General features: G+C 57.2%; 18 protein-coding genes. 6 read left to right on the forward strand and 12 right to left on the reverse strand.

What is annotated here, in order from left to right; all coding sequences use genetic code 11:
- Window positions 1–3: 3 nt before the first annotated feature.
- The 6 genes from ACR0NA_RS10820 to ACR0NA_RS10845 form a co-directional block, all read right to left on the reverse strand.
- The gene (locus ACR0NA_RS10820) at window positions 4–1,131 is read right to left on the reverse strand and encodes a FliM/FliN family flagellar motor switch protein (RefSeq protein WP_480728792.1); all 1,128 of its coding nucleotides are present in this window, start codon (window positions 1,129–1,131) and stop codon (window positions 4–6) included.
- 76 nt (window positions 1,132–1,207) lie between these two features.
- Window positions 1,208–3,886, reverse strand: a complete 2,679-nt coding sequence (locus ACR0NA_RS10825; protein WP_480728794.1) for an ATP-binding protein — start codon at window positions 3,884–3,886, stop codon at window positions 1,208–1,210.
- Window positions 3,886–4,158, reverse strand: coding sequence for a hypothetical protein (locus ACR0NA_RS10830; RefSeq protein WP_480451013.1), 273 nt, complete (start codon window positions 4,156–4,158; stop codon window positions 3,886–3,888). The genes ACR0NA_RS10825 and ACR0NA_RS10830 overlap by 1 nt, the downstream gene beginning before the upstream one ends.
- A gap of 32 nt (window positions 4,159–4,190) precedes the next feature.
- Window positions 4,191–4,571: a response regulator gene (locus ACR0NA_RS10835; RefSeq protein ID WP_170651506.1), complete on the reverse strand. Its 381-nt coding sequence runs from the start codon at window positions 4,569–4,571 to the stop codon at window positions 4,191–4,193.
- 79 nt (window positions 4,572–4,650) lie between these two features.
- Entirely contained in the window at window positions 4,651–5,946 is a 1,296-nt protein-coding gene (locus ACR0NA_RS10840; protein WP_480728796.1) for a short-chain fatty acyl-CoA regulator family protein, read from the reverse strand.
- A gap of 199 nt (window positions 5,947–6,145) precedes the next feature.
- Window positions 6,146–7,654: a class I adenylate-forming enzyme family protein gene (locus tag ACR0NA_RS10845; RefSeq protein ID WP_480728798.1), complete on the reverse strand. Its 1,509-nt coding sequence runs from the start codon at window positions 7,652–7,654 to the stop codon at window positions 6,146–6,148.
- An 86-nt stretch (window positions 7,655–7,740) separates the two neighbouring features.
- On the opposite strand from ACR0NA_RS10845, the gene ACR0NA_RS10850 reads away from it, so the two are divergent.
- From ACR0NA_RS10850 to aat, 4 genes are all read left to right on the forward strand, one after another.
- Complete coding sequence (locus ACR0NA_RS10850) at window positions 7,741–8,277, forward strand: LuxR C-terminal-related transcriptional regulator (RefSeq protein ID WP_170651503.1); 537 nt, start codon at window positions 7,741–7,743, stop codon at window positions 8,275–8,277.
- Between the two features lie 150 nt (window positions 8,278–8,427).
- A complete protein-coding gene (accB, locus tag ACR0NA_RS10855; protein WP_480728800.1) occupies window positions 8,428–8,928 on the forward strand; it encodes an acetyl-CoA carboxylase biotin carboxyl carrier protein in 501 nt (166 codons plus the stop codon).
- Window positions 8,929–8,937: 9 nt separating this feature from the next.
- The gene (gene accC, locus ACR0NA_RS10860; protein ID WP_170651501.1) at window positions 8,938–10,287 is read left to right on the forward strand and encodes an acetyl-CoA carboxylase biotin carboxylase subunit; all 1,350 of its coding nucleotides are present in this window, start codon (window positions 8,938–8,940) and stop codon (window positions 10,285–10,287) included.
- Window positions 10,288–10,335: 48 nt separating this feature from the next.
- Entirely contained in the window at window positions 10,336–10,968 is a 633-nt protein-coding gene (gene aat, locus ACR0NA_RS10865) for a leucyl/phenylalanyl-tRNA--protein transferase (RefSeq protein ID WP_480728802.1), read from the forward strand.
- Here aat and ACR0NA_RS10870 read toward each other — a convergent pair.
- The 6 genes from ACR0NA_RS10870 to ACR0NA_RS10895 all read right to left on the reverse strand — a co-directional run bounded on the left by ACR0NA_RS10870 (window position 10,932) and on the right by ACR0NA_RS10895 (window position 14,840).
- Window positions 10,932–11,291: a DUF2155 domain-containing protein gene (locus ACR0NA_RS10870; RefSeq protein WP_170651499.1), complete on the reverse strand. Its 360-nt coding sequence runs from the start codon at window positions 11,289–11,291 to the stop codon at window positions 10,932–10,934. The genes aat and ACR0NA_RS10870 overlap by 37 nt on opposite strands.
- Entirely contained in the window at window positions 11,288–11,743 is a 456-nt protein-coding gene (gene mlaD / locus ACR0NA_RS10875) for an outer membrane lipid asymmetry maintenance protein MlaD (RefSeq protein ID WP_170651498.1), read from the reverse strand. Before mlaD ends, ACR0NA_RS10870 begins: the two co-directional genes overlap by 4 nt.
- A 13-nt stretch (window positions 11,744–11,756) precedes the next feature.
- On the reverse strand, window positions 11,757–12,140 hold the full coding sequence (locus tag ACR0NA_RS10880; protein WP_170651497.1) for an NADH:ubiquinone oxidoreductase subunit NDUFA12: 384 nt from the start codon (window positions 12,138–12,140) through the stop codon (window positions 11,757–11,759).
- Window positions 12,141–12,218: 78 nt separating this feature from the next.
- Complete coding sequence (locus ACR0NA_RS10885; RefSeq protein ID WP_480728805.1) at window positions 12,219–12,581, reverse strand: RidA family protein; 363 nt, start codon at window positions 12,579–12,581, stop codon at window positions 12,219–12,221.
- Between the two features lie 218 nt (window positions 12,582–12,799).
- On the reverse strand, window positions 12,800–14,068 hold the full coding sequence (gene clpX, locus ACR0NA_RS10890; protein ID WP_170651495.1) for an ATP-dependent Clp protease ATP-binding subunit ClpX: 1,269 nt from the start codon (window positions 14,066–14,068) through the stop codon (window positions 12,800–12,802).
- 139 nt (window positions 14,069–14,207) lie between these two features.
- On the reverse strand, window positions 14,208–14,840 hold the full coding sequence (locus ACR0NA_RS10895) for an ATP-dependent Clp protease proteolytic subunit (protein ID WP_480451026.1): 633 nt from the start codon (window positions 14,838–14,840) through the stop codon (window positions 14,208–14,210).
- A gap of 356 nt (window positions 14,841–15,196) precedes the next feature.
- Between ACR0NA_RS10895 and ACR0NA_RS10900 the strand changes: the two genes are divergently transcribed.
- Window positions 15,197–15,538 carry an ArsR/SmtB family transcription factor gene (locus ACR0NA_RS10900; RefSeq protein WP_480728808.1) on the forward strand — a complete coding sequence of 114 codons (342 nt, stop codon included), beginning with the start codon at window positions 15,197–15,199 and terminating at the stop codon, window positions 15,536–15,538.
- A gap of 338 nt (window positions 15,539–15,876) precedes the next feature.
- A complete protein-coding gene (locus ACR0NA_RS10905; RefSeq protein ID WP_480728810.1) occupies window positions 15,877–16,014 on the forward strand; it encodes an entericidin A/B family lipoprotein in 138 nt (45 codons plus the stop codon).
- The last annotated feature ends 637 nt before the right edge of the window (window positions 16,015–16,651 follow it).

Raw genomic sequence — 16,651 nt, forward strand, 5'->3', positions numbered from 1 at the left:
TGATCAGGTAGGTTTGCCGGGTTCACTATCCGCTTCATACAGCCCTGCAAGTTCGGTAATTTCCGCCAGCATGTTTTCCGTGTGATCCGTATCAAAGTTATCGGGCACCACCTGATCATCTTCTGCAGGCAGGACTGCGGAATGGGTAGGCTCATCCTGATGGTCGATAATGTCGCCGGTATCGTCGACAGGTGGATCGGCATGTTGCGCGACAACGGCCTCCTTTTCGACAAAACCGCCTTCGGTTCGCTTTTCAGGGTGCAGCCCGGCAAGGTCTTCGTTGACGCGAACCGCCCGCATTCCTCCACACTGCCCCAGACGGCCAGAGGCAACCTTGCCACGTTCGATCGTCCATAGTTCGGTCCGGTCAAGCCTGACACCGGCCAATGGCAGCACATCACCCGCCTTTAGCCCGGAAAATGCCGACAGAGGCACTTGAGTTTGGCAGATAACGGCAGTCAGATCGGCCCTCAGAACCCCAGAAGCATGGTCCAGGGTCTGCCCGTTGCCTGACGCCTCGATTTCGCTATCGTCAGACTCGGCCGGTCGATCCGGCAAGATCAAATAAAGCTGCCCCTGCCGCTGGCCCGAGGCAATTTCTAGAGTAAGGTCAAATACCCTGTAAGCATCGTCTTCCAGCTCAAGCATCAGCGCCCTTACATCCCGATATCGCGCGACAAATGCACAGCCTGTCAGGGTTGCGCCGTCTTCGGCTGTGCCTGCCAATTCCGCGGCCCGTGTCAGGGCAAGCTCGATAACCGGGGCAACCATAGCTGCATCCGTGTCCGTAAATTCACGTTCGGACACCTGACCGGGCGAAACTGAACCGATTGTCTGCTTCTGCAGGATCGCAGACACGCAACCTATGTCGATACAGGCCGCCGCAATTCGCCCATCGGAGGTCGAGAATGCCAGCAGCAACCGGCCATTTTGCAGCGTGTCAGACAATTCCTCCCGCTGCCGATAGGCTTGTTTTGCCCCGATGACAGACATGGGCAAATCCAAACTTTCGCTTGCCGCACGCGCCAGCCCAAGCCTCAAGGCGCGCAGGATCGACCTTGGCTTGTCGCGCGTGTCCCCCTGCCCCAGCGCCAAAATGCTTGTCAAAGCCGCAGTTTTTTCCACCGACATAATACCGAACCGTATGCGTTATCCCGTTCGCGAACAGGCTAATCCAGCACCAGTTACGAATGTCTTTATTCCTGCGTCATTGGGCGGCCTGCTTGTAGGCCAATGGCAAACTGATGCGGAACGCACCACCGCCCTGCCCGGATAAATAGGTGACCTCTCCGCCGAGGCGCTGCATGATCTCACGGCAAATGGCCAGGCCCAGCCCGGCGCCTCCGGCCTTGTCCGACCCAACGCGCGAGAACTTTTCAAACACCATTGACTGCGCTTCGGGCGGAACACCGCTGCCATTGTCAACAAAATCAACGACGGCCTGCCCGCCGACATCGTGCACCGAGATAGTCAGGACCGGCTCGGGTGCATCACAATATTTCTGGGCGTTCGAGATGAGATTGATAAACACCTGCCCCAGCCTGTCCAGATCCGTATGCAGGGCGATGCGTTCAGATGTCCGGTTGCGCCTGACCCGCAAACTCCGGTCAGATCCCGCCAATACACTAGAAACAGCGCGATCAAGAACGGATTGCAAATTCCCGTCACCCATATTCAGGCTGACCTGCCCGCTTTCCAGAACACTGAGGTCCAGCAGGTCGTCCAGCAGGCGCGTCAGACGCAGAGACTCGTCGTGGATAATGGCGGCATACCGGATTTGCTCTTCTGCGCTCAGCCCTTCGGTGTCCCGCATGATTTCGGAAAAGGCGCGGATGGATGTCATGGGTGTCCGCAACTCGTGGCTGACCTGACTGAGAAATGCGTCCTTCTGCATCGAAATTTGTGTCAGCTTTTCATTCGCTTCACGCAATTTGCGCGCCGTTCTGCTGAGTTCCGCAGACTTCGCCTCCAGCTCACCGGAATACTCCAGTAACTGCGCCGATTCATCTGCCACCGCCAGCAGGTCTTCGACCGAAACGGACGATCCACCGACGATCTGACCGATCATCGCATGGGCAGTGGCCGCCCCGACCGACCCGCTCAACTCCCTCTCCAACCGCTCCAGAAACTCTGGCGTTGGTTCAGGCAGGTGCCCACGTCCGCCCTGCCGTTCAGCCTCTGCCTGAAAAAACTCCTGCGCGGGCAGCGCACCAAGTATACGCTGCGTCATGATCATAAGGTCTTCGCTTTGAGCGACCGACCCGGTCCAGCCTCGCGGTGCAACAGAATGATCAAAGACATTGACGAATTGCGCGCCCTGCAAACGCTCCAGCGGGCTTGGAAAGCTGGCCAATGAAGCAATGCAAAATGCGACCGTGTTCAGAGAAAGTGACCACATGACCGAGTGAACCATAGGATCGATACCTTCAATCCCGAACAGGGCCTGCGGGCGCAGCCAGCCGATACCAAATGGCCCCTCGACGACAACTGATGCGGGCATAAGGAAACTGCCCATCCCCGGCAGCAACAGGGTGTATACCCAAAGGAAGAACCCCACGCTCAGCCCGGCCAATGCGCCTGTTCTGGTTGCGCCCCGCCAGAACAACCCACCGACCAGAGACGGCAGAATTTGCGAGACACCGGCGAACGCAATCAACCCGATAGAAGCCAACGCCGCGCCACCCCCGGACAGCCGGTAATAAAAATAGCCAAAAGCCATAATAACCGCGATGGATACCCGCCGCGAAAACAGAACGATATCGCGGACATCGCCCGAGACCGAGGCCACACCCTCCTGCGCATTCAGCCATATTGGCATGACGATGTGGTTGGAAACCATAGTCGACAGTGCCATCGCCGTCACGATCACCATCGAGGTCGCCGAGGAGAACCCGCCGATGAACGAAAGCATGGCCAGCCAGTCGTTCCCCTGAGACAACGGGACCGTCAGAACAAAAAGGTCCGGGTTTGACCCGGCAGGCAGCAAATCCAGCCCGACAACCGCGATGGGAACCACGAACAGGCTCATCAAAAGCAGATAGAGCGGGAATGCCCAGGCCGCCGTTCTCAGATGGCGTTCGTCATCGTTTTCCACAACCATGACCTGAAACATCCGCGGCAGACAGATGAAGGCGGCGGCGGACAAGAATGTGAACGTCGCCCAGCGCCCCCGATCCACACTCCAATGCCCGATCTCCGACGCATCAATCTGCGCCATCATCGGGGCTATTCCTCCTGCGATACCCCAAACCACAAACACGCCGACGGCGATCAGCGCAAACAGCTTAACGACCGCCTCTAACGCGATGGCCGTGACAACGCCATGGTGCCGTTCGTTTACATCAAGATTGCGCGTCCCAAACAGAATCGCAAACACGGCCAGACCGGCCGCAACCCAGAACACGCTGGAGCCCTCGCGGTAGAGACCCGATGGGTCCGCCTCGGCGAAGATGGAAAAGGACAGTGTTATCGATTGAAGTTGCAATGCAATGTATGGCGTGCCCCCCAGCACCGCCAATATCGTCACGCAAACCGCCAGAGTGTTGGATTTTCCATAACGGGACGAGATCAGGTCAGCGATGGATGTCACCCGCTGGCTACGCCCGATCCGCACCAGCTTTCGCAGCCCCCACCACCAGCTGACCATCACAAGTGTCGGGCCAATATAGATCGTCACGAATTCCAGCCCGGACCGCGCGGCATTTCCGACCGCGCCGTAAAACGTCCAGGCCGTACAGTAGATCGAGAGTGATAGTGTATATATCAAAGGCGACCGCAGCCAGGCCCCGCGTCCGGAAGCGGCCAGACGATCGGCCGCAAACGCGACGCCAAACAGCAAAACGACATAGCCCAGGCACACCAGGATCAGCACGTTCAGCGTTGCCATCACTCTGGCTCCGTCTCACCGGCATCGCGTCCGGACAAGCGCCCTGCAGCGATGCCGAATATCACGCTTACCGCTATCAACCCGATCCAACAGGCAAATATGTAGAAAATGGCCGAAGACATCGAAACTGCTTCGGTCACATCGTCGCCGGTCGGCCATAGCAGCGGAATCGCAATCAGACCTCCACCCAGAATGGGCAACAATCGGGCAGCGTCCGCCAGTCTGCGCCGCCGGTAACTTTGTCGCTCCAGAAAAACCGATGGGCGGGCCACCGGGGGCTGTGATCCTCTGTCGCGCCCCGCCGTCACGTGCGTGAGGCCTGAGCGTGCAGATCGCGTACAGCCGTCAGGACTTCGGTATTTGAGAATGGTTTGGTCATGAATCGACTGACACCGGCCATTTCGGCCATCTCCCGATCCCGCGCCTGACCACGTGCAGTCAACATCAACACCGGCAGAGACTGCATCTCGTCAAACTCCCGCAAACCGCGCAGGACATCCATGCCGCTTTTGCCCGGCAGCATCACATCAAGAATGACCAAATCGGGCTTTGCAGCCATGATCACCTCGACCGCGTCCGTGCCCTCGGCATGGGTTTCAACCTGCCATCCCTCGCGCGTCAGCAGGAACCGTATCGCCTCGGTGATGTTGGGCTCATCTTCAATCAACAGAACCTTGCGGCTCATCCCTGTCCTTCCCTCCCCCGTGGCGGACAATGATCCAACCACCTGTCGTGGCCAGACTACTCCTGACGTTATGAAACTGTCAAAAACCTTCGCTCAGAATCGAAGGTTCGCGCCGCGCATTGCAGTCCTGTTTGGGACAAATCCTGCAACTTGCCCCAACCTGTACCGCAGTTTCCTGTCCGTGTTCGGCACTGTCTGTCGGCAGGATCAGCATGACCGAGCGGTAAACCGGGTCCTGATCGAACGCCAAAGCGGATTGCGGCCATGCAACGGCAAAACACTCGAACTCGGCAGCGGTCCGCCCGAGTTGAGCGACTCTTGTCCGGATCGGCACCAAAGGCCTGTTCAGCGCGGTGAAAAGGGGCCACAACGGGCAGGATTCACCATGGCGCGGCAGTGCAAATCCCGGTGCGGGTTTGCGAAACAGGACGCTGCCAGAGGCGTCGCAGACAACCAGTCCCGCCGGCCGAGCAAGCAACCTGTCCGACAGAAAAGCAAGCCGCCGCAATACGGTAGCCAGATCAGTTGAAAATCTGGCCGCGAGTTTCAGTGGGTTGGTCTCTCCGTTGGCTACAGCTTTTTCCAGAACATCTTCCGGTAGCGTGCGGGCATCGGCAGCGTAAACCGCCAGCATCTGGCGTGCGATGGCTTTGGCAGCGCCGGAACTCAGCAAATCCAGATTGACGCTGCTGGCGTCGCCCTCCGTTTCCAGAGACGGAAAATGGTAATCATTATCAGCAAAAAACGCCTCAACCTGTTCCAGCGGAACACCGCGCCGGTCCTGCGCCGTTTCGCTTTCATCAAGGTAATTGACCAGCGCCTTTGAACTGTCAGCCAGACGTTCGGCATCCTGATGCAGGTTGCGATGAAACTTGTCTTGCCATTCCGGTTCGATATCACCGGGTTCTGCAAGGATGGCCGCCGTCGATCTGATTGCAGCAGCGGTTGACAGAACTTCGTGCATCGAGGACGCCAGATAAGGGTCGTGTGTCATGCGGTCCGACAGGGTTTCGACGGTGCGTTCCAGCGACACGACACGGCGGTGCATCTGCGCCAAGACCCCGGCCCATCCCGGAAACCGCCCGGCAAATTCTTCAAGCCCGTCCACTTCGGCCGTCAGGCCAACCGCATCCACCGCCGCTTCGCGCAGGGCTGCGATCATCGTTGCTTCGACACCTCGGGTCAAAACGGATGGCTCCACCGCCAGAGCAGACGCGATATCCACCAGAATCTTGCCGCCAATCCGGCGCCGGTTGTGTTCGATCAGGTTCAGATAAGACGCAGATATCCCCGCCAGACGCGCCAGTTCGGCCTGCTTGAGACCAACGATGCGCCGCCTTTCACGGATTCGGCTGCCTGTCAGGGTTTCGCGCAAAACTTACCTATCCTTATCAAAGGATGCCCGGCGCAACAGTGCCTGACATCCGTTGTCACCCCATCCGAGTTTTCAGTATAGTTACGTCAGTCTAATAGGTTACTCAAAAATTTCCAAAGCAGTTTTACACGGTTTACATGCCAATTGAGGCACAAGCCTTTACCCTCGCAACAAGTCCAGCACAGCAAGTTGCCATCGGTTATTTCTGTTCCTCCAAAATTTTCCGCAGCTCTGTTTTCAGAACCTTGCCATAGTTGTTCTTTGGCAATTCGCTGATCCTGAAATAAGCTTTTGGCCGCTTGAAACGCGCAATATTATCCGTGCAAAGCCTGTCCAGATCCGCCGGTTCGGCATTTCCGACAACAAATGCAACAACCTCCTCTCCCCACTCGGGATGTTTGCGTCCGACAACGGAAACTTCGGAAACTTCGGGGTGAGCCAAGATGATCTCTTCGACTTCACGCGGATAAATGTTGGATCCGCCCGAAATGATCATATCCTTGGATCTGTCTTGCAACGTGACATAGCCGTCACTATCCATGAACCCCATGTCTCCGGTCATCAGCCATCCATCGACCAGAGTTTCTTTCGTCGCTTTTGGGTTTTGCCAGTATCCCGGCATTACGATCTCACCTCGCACCATGATCTCGCCATGCTCACCGGGCGGCAAAGGAGTTCCGTCCGAATCTCCGATCTGAACCTCCACGACCGACTGGGCCCGACCCACGCTTGCAAGGCGCTCTTTCCAGCGGGGATGACTGCGATCCGTGACGTCATGCCGGGATAGTGCAGTGATCCCCATCGGGCATTCGCCCTGACCGTAAATCTGAACAAAGATCGGGCCAAACTGGGCCACCGCGTCCTGAATGTCGGCCAGATACATCGGTCCACCCGCATAAACGACAGTCCGCAAACCCTCGCCATTCTCGCCCGTCGCCTTTGCGATATCAGTCATGCGTTTGACCATAGTCGGCGCTGCAAACATCTGCACACGACCGAAATGTCGCGAAAGATCAAAGATTTCGGCCTCATCGAATCCGCCTGACACCGGACAAACATGCCGGGCCCCTGTCAGGACGTGGATCATGTTGTACAGGCCCGCCCCGTGGCTCATTGGCGCCGCATACAACACAGCATCCTCGAGGGTGACCATGTCGGCATCGGTGCAATAGGCCAGTGAAACCCCGATCAACATGCGATGAGTAATCATGACTCCCTTGGGTTTCCCGGTCGTACCCGATGTGTAGAACAGCCACGCCAAATCGTCAGGTTCCCGAGATACGATATCGGAAATTGGCGGATGAGACAGGGCCACCGCATACTCATCCTGACTAGTATCGACCAGCCGCCCCTGCACATCAGCATCAGACAGAGCCTCAGTTAGACCGGGTGAGGTAAAGGTTATTCCCGCTCCGGAATTTCCAAGAATATAGGCCACTTCGCGTCCGTGAAGCTTGGCATTGATCGGAACCGCCGCCGCCCCGGCGTACCAGATCCCATATTCGACGATCAGATAATCAGGGCAATTTTTCATGAATATCGCAACGCGATCACCCGGGCGCACCCCCTGCGCCACCAGCCATCCGGCAATGCGCAGAGCACGATCATGAAAAGTGCCATAATCCGCCATCAGTTCTTTACCGGAATACAACGCCGCCCGTGACGCATTTACCTGCGCCTGACGTGCAAGCCAAAAACCGATATTCATTGCCTTCCCCCTGTTCTTGCACGAAAACACCAAGTTCCCGCGCTTAGCCCCTTCAATTCCACAGAAATACCCTGCACGATACAAGTATGAGCGATCCAGCCTTCGAATATGCTCCAATCGGACTTGTCGAACTTGAAAACCGGGTCATCCGGCGCTGCAATCTGCAGTTTGCCCGCACGTTCGGCGGAGATGAAGAAGATTATCGCAACATGCCGCTTCTGCACCTTTACCCATCAGTTGCCGATTGGGAAAGAATTGGTGCGCGCGGACTACAGGTCATGCGCGAGACGGGGTACTATACGGACGAACGGGTTATGCGGCGACGAAACGGTGATCTGTTCTGGTGTCGGGCGCGCGGGCGATCCCTTACCCCTGACGACCCGTTCCGACACGGAATCTGGAGCTTTTCCGACATCTCGGAAGAACGTCCACTGGTTGAACTGACCCCGCGCGAACGCGAAGTCGCCATCTTGTCCTGTCGCGGTCTTTCGGCCAAGGAAATAGGCGCCGAACTGAACCTGAGCTTTCGGACGATCGAAGCCTATCGTGCGCGTCTTCTGGAAAAGTTCGGTGCGCGCAAACTGTCGGAACTGGTGGCAAAATTGTCTGGCATGCCGCTATAAGGCCCGCTGTCTTGCTCAATCTTTGGATAACCCCCCGATAAACAGGCCCAGACGGCGCTTTTCATGGCTCTCTGCATGCCGTATAACGCGGCGTAATTGATCAAAGCCCGCAGGAACAGACGGGCCATAGGGGAACCGTCGAGGACACTCATGACAGATACCAGACACGAAGCGGACGTGGCGTTCATCAAAGCCTTGGCTGAACTGCTGCGCGAAAACGACCTGACCGAACTGCAGGTCAAACGCGAATATGGCGAGGAAGACAGCCTCAACGTTCGCGTCAGCCGCGCAACGCAAGCCGTGGCCGCACCGGTACAGGTTGCTGTTCCGGCACCAGCGGCACCCGCAGCTCCTGCCGCAGCAGCTGCACCCGCACCGGCCGAAGCACCCGCCGCCGCAGAAGATCCCGCCAGCCATCCGGGCGCCGTGACCTCTCCGATGGTCGGAACCGTTTACATGCAGCCCGAACCCGGGGCTCCGTCGTTTATCTCGGTCGGTGCCAGCGTGTCCGAGGGCGACACCCTGCTGATCGTCGAAGCGATGAAAACCATGAACCACATCCATGCGCCCAAATCGGGCACCGTCAAACGCATTCTGGTGGGCGACGGCGATGCCGTGGAATTCGGCACTCCTCTGGTCATCATCGAGTAAGGCGGGCCCATGTTCGACAAGATCCTGATTGCCAACCGAGGCGAGATCGCCCTGCGCGTGATCCGCGCTGCGCGCGAGATGGGGATTGCGACGGTCGCCGTGCACTCCACCGCCGACAGCGATGCGATGCATGTGCGCATGGCGGACGAATCAGTCTGCATTGGCCCTCCGCCCAGCCCGCAAAGCTATTTGTCGGTCCCTGCAATCATCTCGGCCTGTGAAATCACCGGCGCGCAGGCGATTCACCCGGGCTATGGCTTTTTGTCCGAAAATGCTGAGTTCGTGCAAATCGTCGAAGATCACGGTATCACCTTCATCGGACCCACCGCCGAACATATTCGCATCATGGGTGACAAGATCACCGCCAAGGACACGATGAAGGCGCTGGGTGTACCGTGTGTTCCGGGTTCTGACGGTGGCGTTCCCGATCTGGCTGCGGCCAAGCGCATCGGTGAGGAAATCGGATATCCCGTTATCATCAAGGCCACCGCCGGCGGCGGCGGGCGCGGCATGAAAGTCGCGCAGAACGCAGCCGAAATGGAAAGCGCCTTTATGACCGCGCGCGCCGAGGGCAAAGCCGCCTTTGGTAATGACGAGGTTTATATCGAGAAATACCTGACCACGCCGCGCCATATCGAGATTCAGGTCTTTGGTGATGGCAAAGGTAAGGCCGTGCATCTGGGCGAACGCGACTGTTCGCTGCAACGCCGTCACCAAAAGGTGTTCGAAGAGGCCCCCGGCCCCTGCATCACCCCTGAAGAGCGAGCCAAAATCGGCAAGGTCTGCGCGGATGCGGTCGCCAAGATCAACTATATTGGTGCCGGAACCATCGAATTTCTGTACGAAAACGGCGAGTTCTATTTCATCGAAATGAACACCCGTCTGCAGGTGGAACACCCGGTGACCGAAGGCATCTTTGGCGTCGACTTGGTGCGCGAGCAAATTCTGGTTGCCGCGGGCGAGCCCATGTCCTTCGGCCAGGATGATCTGGTTATCAATGGTCACGCCATCGAAGTGCGCATCAATGCAGAGCGGTTGCCGAATTTCGCGCCCTGCCCCGGCAAAATCTCGGCCTATCACGCGCCGGGTGGTCTGGGCGTCCGGATGGATTCAGCGCTATATGACGGCTATTCGATCCCGCCCTACTATGACTCGCTTATCGGCAAGCTGATCGTTCAGGGCCGCGACCGGCCCGAGGCGCTGGCGCGTTTGAACCGGGCCTTGGGGGAACTGATCGTGGACGGCATCGACACAACCGTTCCGCTGTTCCATGCCCTGCTGCAAGAGCCCGACATTCACAGCGGTGACTACAACATCCACTGGCTGGAGCGCTGGCTTGCGGAGAACATGGCCCAATAAAATTGCGGAACCGGGGGGTAATTGCCGCCCGGTTCCGGGGCAAATGGCATGAGCCTGTCACCCGAACTGCTGCTACACGGGTATTCCATCGGGATTTTTCCGATGGCAGAAGGCCGTGACGATCCTGAACTCTTTTGGGTCGACCCCAAGTTTCGCGGCGTATTCCCGCTGGATGGTTTCCATATCTCACGCAGTCTGGCGCGTCGTATCCGAAACTGCGGGTTTGAAATATCCATCAACCAGAACTTCGCCGACGTTGTCGATGGCTGTGCCAATCGGGCCGACACCTGGATCAACGCCGAATTGCGGGACCTCTACGCTCAGTTACACGAACGTGGTCATGCGCACTCCCTCGAAGTCTATGATGGCGAAGCTCTGGTCGGCGGCGTCTATGGTATCGCTATAGGGGCCGCCTTTTTCGGAGAAAGCATGTTCAGCCGTCGCAACGATGCGTCCAAGGTCGCTCTGGCCTATCTGGTGGATCGGCTACAGATAACGGGTTTCAAATTGTTCGATACGCAATTCCTGACGGCTCATCTGGCATCGCTGGGGGCAATTGAAATCCCCAGAACCGAATATCGGAAACTGCTGGACGCTGCGATCAACGAAAGCGCGGATTTTCCTGCGCTGCTGAATCAGACCCCTCAGGGCGTCATACAGCGGATCACCCAGACATCATAGCGCGCGTGATCCAGTGCATTCAGCGCAGGTGACGTTGCAATCATCCAACCGTCGAACAGTTGTTCTGACTTTCCCTGTTCCCAGATCGTGAGATAGGCGAACGCGTCACCTGTTGGGTTCTCAGCCGGATACCGGCAATCACCCAGAGCGACATCCAGGCCGAAAACAGCCGCCGTCTGACCGGACCGTAACTCCACATCCACGGTCTGGCCATTGACTTTGTCCAGACCACGCAGCATCGCACCCAAACCGGATGCGACATTCTGCTGAGCAAAAGCCGTGCTGGCAGTCAGGGCCAACGCTGCGGCAAGCACATACTTCATTCGCCGCTCCCGTCTCCGGCCACGAACTTAACCAGAAGCGAGATCAGGCTGACCGCACCTTGCGTATCCTCGATCTCATCACCGGCCTCGAAGTAAAAGGGAGAGCCTCCGGGCATGACTTCGACAAAGTTGCCACCCAGCAGCCCCTCGGAGGAAATCACGATGGCACTGTCATCGGGAATCAAAATACCATCCGCGACAGAAAACGTGGTATCGGCCCGATAAGTCTCGGGGTTCAGATCCACGCCGGTCACGGTACCGATTTTGACCCCTGCAAGCCTGACGTCTGTCCCGACATTCACGCCCTCAAGCGACCGGAACGATGCGCCGAGTTCATAGCCATTTGTGCCGCTCGACAAGCCAGTGGATTGGCTGGCATAGACACCAAATGCCACAGCAAATGCCAACACGGCTCCGCCGACAAAAATTTCGGTCATATTATGAGTGGACATGTGCCTGCCTCGATTATTCCGGACTCCACGCCTCGTAATCCGAGCGCTCAACCGGATCGGGGCGCCGGATCGATCCCGCTGGCGCATAGGCAAGGGCGGTTCCGGTCAGGTTTTCCTGATGCGGCTTTTCCCATGACTTGTGCTGCAACGGTTTGTCAGTCGGCGGCTCGTCCCAAGTGCGGTGCAGCCAGCCATGCCAATCGGGATCAATCCGGCTGGCCTCGGCCTCACCATTGAAAATCACCCAACGTTTGCTGTCATCGGCGTTCCGGTAGAACACGTTGCCCTGATCATCTTCACCAACTCTGGTGCCCTTGCGCGCAGTGTATATCTGCGTGTTCAGGGTCGCCCCGTTCCACCAGGTTACGGCTCGCAATAGAGTGTTCAGGATTCCCATCGACTGCCTCCGGCATTTCTTTCAACGCAGGTATGGACCAAAGCCGGACCAAGGTCCAGTGCCACAAGGGCGCACTGTCTATTCCGGTAAAACAGCGGTGACTTCGATTTCGATCCGGTATTTGGGGTCGATCAGGCCACACTCGATCATGGTCGTAACCGGAGGATTGGCGCCAAACGTTTCGGCAAGAATAGGCCAGCAGGGCTCAAACTCGGATCGGTCCGGCAGCATGTAGGTAACACGAACCGCATCCGCAAAGGACGCGCCTGCCTCGGTCAGTGCCTTTTCGATGATATCAAGCGCGGATCGGCATTGTTCAACGACACCCTCACCCTGTCCGACCGTGCCGGCCACATGAACAAAGCCACCAGCTACAACCGCCCGGCAATAACCGACCTTGGCTTCGAATTCTCCGCCTGAGGAAATACGCTTGATTGTCATTTGTACCTCATATTTTCGGCTCACACTTTGCAAATGCGGGATTTATCATGCGAGGTTCAGCCTCGCCATCCGGAGTATTTTCAGCCAGTTGAACAAGGGATCCGCATCTTCATCTGGCCCCAAATGCTTCGGGGAGTCGCGATCTGCCGCGTCGGGGCAGAGCCCCCGCAACAGACCCATTGTTTGAAACATCATAAAAAGGTGCAACCGCCGCGCGGTCACCCCGCCGAGGCAGACTCTTTACCTGCATCCGCGTAAATGATCAGCGGTTGAGCCTCCGAGGTCACGGCCTCATCGTTCACCACAACCTTGGTCACATTCTTCATACCGGGCAATTCGAACATGGTGTCCAGCAGAATGTCTTCGAGGATCGAGCGCAATCCGCGGGCACCGGTCTTACGTTCGATGGCTTTTTTGGCAATCGAATTGAGCGCATCATCGGTAAAATCCAGTTCGGCATCTTCCAGCTCGAATAGGCGCTGATACTGTTTGACCAGTGCATTCTTCGGTTTGGTCAGGATCGTTACAAGCGCATCCTCATCCAGATCTTCCAGCGTCGCCAGAACCGGCAAACGGCCGACGAATTCCGGGATAAGACCGAATTTCAGCAGGTCTTCCGGCTCCAGCTCTTTGAAGATCTCACCCACGCCGCGTTCGTCATTGTCACGTACATCGGCGCCAAAGCCCATGGCCGAGCCCTTGCCGCGCTGCGCGATGATCTTGTCCAGACCCGCGAAAGCCCCACCGCAGATGAACAGGATATTGGTGGTATCCACCTGCAGGAATTCCTGCTGCGGATGCTTGCGCCCGCCTTGTGGCGGCACGCTGGCCACAGTGCCTTCCATCAGTTTCAGCAGCGCCTGCTGAACACCCTCACCCGATACGTCGCGCGTGATCGATGGATTCTCGGACTTGCGCGTAATCTTGTCGACCTCGTCGATATAGACGATGCCGCGCTGTGCGCGTTCGACGTTGTACTCGCTGGCCTGCAGCAGTTTGAGGATGATGTTCTCGACATCCTCACCCACATAACCGGCTTCGGTCAGTGTGGTCGCATCTGCCATGGTGAACGGAACATCCAGAATTCGCGCCAGCGTCTGCGCCAGCAGGGTCTTGCCGCAACCGGTTGGACCGATCAGCAGGATGTTGGATTTCGCAAGCTCGATATCACCACCCGATTTCTGCGCGTGATTCAGTCGCTTGTAGTGATTGTGCACCGCAACCGAAAGAACCCGCTTGGCGGTGGCCTGACCGATCACATAATCGTCCAGCACCTCGCAGATATCCTTGGGCGTCGGCACCCCGTCCGAGGATTTCAGGCCGCTGGCCTTGGTTTCCTCGCGGATAATATCCATGCAGAGTTCGACACATTCGTCACAGATGAACACGGTCGGACCCGCAATCAGCTTGCGCACCTCGTGCTGGCTCTTACCGCAGAAACTGCAGTAGAGCGTGTTCTTTCCGTCACCGCCTGAATTCGTCGCCATGATCTACCTTTCGGGCTCCGTCTGAGCGGCCCCATTTCCCCGGGACCGCGCTCTGCCGATTGTCGTCGCAGCTTAGGCCAGCGTTCCGGCCGCTACAATCGCAAAATATGCCCGGACCGCGTGTATCCGGGCCTTGTCGTCATTCCTCGTCCGCGCTCAACTTGGTGCGGTTTTCGACGATCTCGTCGATATGGCCCCACTCCTTGGCTTCTTCCGGGCTCATGAAGTTGTCACGATCCAGCGCTTTTTCAACCGACTTTTTGCTTTGGCCGGTGTGCTTGACATAAATGTCATACAGACGGTCCTTGAGCTTTTGCGTCTCGGCTGCGTGAATCATGATGTCGCTCGCCTGACCCTGATAGCCGCCGCTGGGCTGATGCACCATGATGCGGCTGTTGGGCAGTGAAAAGCGCATTCCGGTCTCGCCACCGGCCAGCAGAACCGATCCCATCGACGCCGCCTGACCGATTACAAGCGTTGAACATTTCGGCTTGATGTACTGCATTGTGTCGTAAATCGACAAACCGCTGGTCACAACGCCACCGGGCGAGTTGATGTAGATCGAGATTTCCTTTTTAGGATTCTCTGCCTCAAGGTGCAGCAACTGCGCGACGACAAGATGGCTCATCCCGTCGTGGATCGGACCGTTGATGAAGATAATCCGCTCCTTCAGCAGGCGCGAGAAGATGTCATAAGCGCGCTCACCCCGACTGGTCTGTTCGACCACCATCGGGACAAGTGTGTTCATGTAGGTGTCAACTGGATCGAACATGCGGAACCTGCCTGCTTTTCAAGATGGACCGGGACAATACCCGACGAAAGGTTACACGAGTCTTAGTGTCGCCCTCGGGGGGCTGCAAGGGGTCGGAAACGATCTGTTGCTTTAGCGGGGCACAAGTGCCGCCTAGCGCACCCTGTCAGGTCGAAATTTGCAGAGTGATTGGGCAGCCGCGCCTGTGGAATTCGAGGCCGTTTGGGAGGGAATCCGAAATATTCCCCTGTAAACTTCACATCATTTTGATGCATGCATATAGAAATACGTGGTTGAAAGGTGTATCGCAGATGATCGGTTTCATCGAATAAGCACAGTCAGAAAGACCGCCCGCAGGGCAAGCAAGGAAAAAGAAGATGGCACTCCCCCAATTCTCCAGCGACATGGACGCGGCAGGCCTTGACCAAATGGTCGAGAATGCAACGCGGGCCTCAAACTTCCTGAAGGCGATCAGCCACGAGGGGAGGCTCATGATCCTGTGTCACCTTGTTTCGGGAGAAAAATCCGTGACAGAGCTGGAAGAATTGCTATCGGCACGGCAGGCGGCGGTATCCCAGCAACTCTCCCGCCTGCGACTGGAAGGGCTGGTTGTCCCTCGTCGGGAAGGAAAGGCGATTTACTACCGCCTCGCCGATGATCGACCGCGCCGCATGCTGGAAACCGTCTACGAACTCTTCTGTGATTCCGGCGACCAGTAATATTATTGGGTATATTCAGGCGTTTAGGTTGGCGTTTTTGCGCTTCGGGGAAGGCAATGTTGGGCCCGCGTCACTGGCCTGATACACAGCTGGTTCTAATGAATACAATCTGATCTTGATCCAAACGCTCGCGTCGATTGCAAATGACACAGAGGCTAGTGCTGTGTTGACTGACCGCTGGATCGTATGCCCGTGAACGCTCTTGTACCAGAGTACCGTTTGTGCCGGCCTGAGCATAAAGACCGCTTGATGCGCAGACCGTGATCCCATTCTGAACCTCTGGCCTGTGTCGCCCAATAGTGGTACCCGAGCAGTGTCGAGCACAGAAGGAATACACTATGATCCGCGCTACTCTTGTTGCACTGGCCCTGACTACACTGGTTGCCTGCGAAACGGCCAAAGGCGCCGGGCGAGACATCGAAAAAGCCGGGGACGCCATCCAGAATGCGGCTACAGACGTACAATCCAAGTTCTAACCCACCTATATTGCGGGTGCGTGCGCCACAAGCTCAATATCTTGTTGTATTTTGAGCGACTACCGGTATCCTGTACATACAGGTGCATAGACGCGGTATTGCATCAGCTGACGCTGAAAACGGGGTTCCAGTGCAACGCAATGGAACCCCGTTCCTCGTTGAGAGGGTGAGTGGTGGTCTTCGTGAATTTCGACTTCGACAAAAGGAAAAGGCGTCAGGTGCGCAGACGCGGTCTTTGCACGTATCCAAGCGGACACTCCTGACGCCTTGCCGGTCCGGGACACCCTGAGGCACCCGATCCAGTTACTCCGGCTCCGAGGGAACCGCAGCTGCCGCGCCGCGCCCTAAAGCACTTTGCAGCACGCATTGACCTTCTGAGAAACCGATCACCCGGCGCGAGTACGAAACCCGCCTGCGGCTAACCCGTCACCGGTAAGTCATTGCAGTTCAACGCAAATCCTAGGACCCGCCTCTCCCCGCTTCGACCCCCTGGCCTTTGCGTCCCGCCCTGGTTCCTAAGAACCGTTGCAGTGTTTGGACTGTTGCATCTGACCCGCCACCGGACAAGAAAATAGCACTGCAGCATAAAATTTAGGCGGGGATAACATGTTAATATCCTGCGGGAAAACGATGTGGA

The sequence above is a fragment of the Ruegeria sp. C11 genome (assembly GCF_056537725.1).

Coding starts and splice junctions, on each gene's coding strand:
- ACR0NA_RS10850 (WP_170651503.1), top strand. CDS start 7,741: ATGAGCGATCCAGCCTTCGAATATGCTCCAATCGGACTTGTCGAACTT.
- accB (WP_480728800.1), top strand. CDS start 8,428: ATGACAGATACCAGACACGAAGCGGACGTGGCGTTCATCAAAGCCTTG.
- ACR0NA_RS10900 (WP_480728808.1), top strand. CDS start 15,197: ATGGCACTCCCCCAATTCTCCAGCGACATGGACGCGGCAGGCCTTGAC.
- ACR0NA_RS10895 (WP_480451026.1), bottom strand. CDS start 14,840: ATGTTCGATCCAGTTGACACCTACATGAACACACTTGTCCCGATGGTG.
- ACR0NA_RS10880 (WP_170651497.1), bottom strand. CDS start 12,140: ATGGGAATCCTGAACACTCTATTGCGAGCCGTAACCTGGTGGAACGGG.
- ACR0NA_RS10870 (WP_170651499.1), bottom strand. CDS start 11,291: ATGAAGTATGTGCTTGCCGCAGCGTTGGCCCTGACTGCCAGCACGGCT.
- ACR0NA_RS10835 (WP_170651506.1), bottom strand. CDS start 4,571: ATGAGCCGCAAGGTTCTGTTGATTGAAGATGAGCCCAACATCACCGAG.
- mlaD (WP_170651498.1), bottom strand. CDS start 11,743: ATGTCCACTCATAATATGACCGAAATTTTTGTCGGCGGAGCCGTGTTG.
- ACR0NA_RS10820 (WP_480728792.1), bottom strand. CDS start 1,131: ATGTCGGTGGAAAAAACTGCGGCTTTGACAAGCATTTTGGCGCTGGGG.
- accC (WP_170651501.1), top strand. CDS start 8,938: ATGTTCGACAAGATCCTGATTGCCAACCGAGGCGAGATCGCCCTGCGC.
- ACR0NA_RS10825 (WP_480728794.1), bottom strand. CDS start 3,886: ATGGCAACGCTGAACGTGCTGATCCTGGTGTGCCTGGGCTATGTCGTT.
- ACR0NA_RS10885 (WP_480728805.1), bottom strand. CDS start 12,581: ATGACAATCAAGCGTATTTCCTCAGGCGGAGAATTCGAAGCCAAGGTC.
- clpX (WP_170651495.1), bottom strand. CDS start 14,068: ATGGCGACGAATTCAGGCGGTGACGGAAAGAACACGCTCTACTGCAGT.
- aat (WP_480728802.1), top strand. CDS start 10,336: ATGAGCCTGTCACCCGAACTGCTGCTACACGGGTATTCCATCGGGATT.
- ACR0NA_RS10905 (WP_480728810.1), top strand. CDS start 15,877: ATGATCCGCGCTACTCTTGTTGCACTGGCCCTGACTACACTGGTTGCC.
- ACR0NA_RS10845 (WP_480728798.1), bottom strand. CDS start 7,654: ATGAATATCGGTTTTTGGCTTGCACGTCAGGCGCAGGTAAATGCGTCA.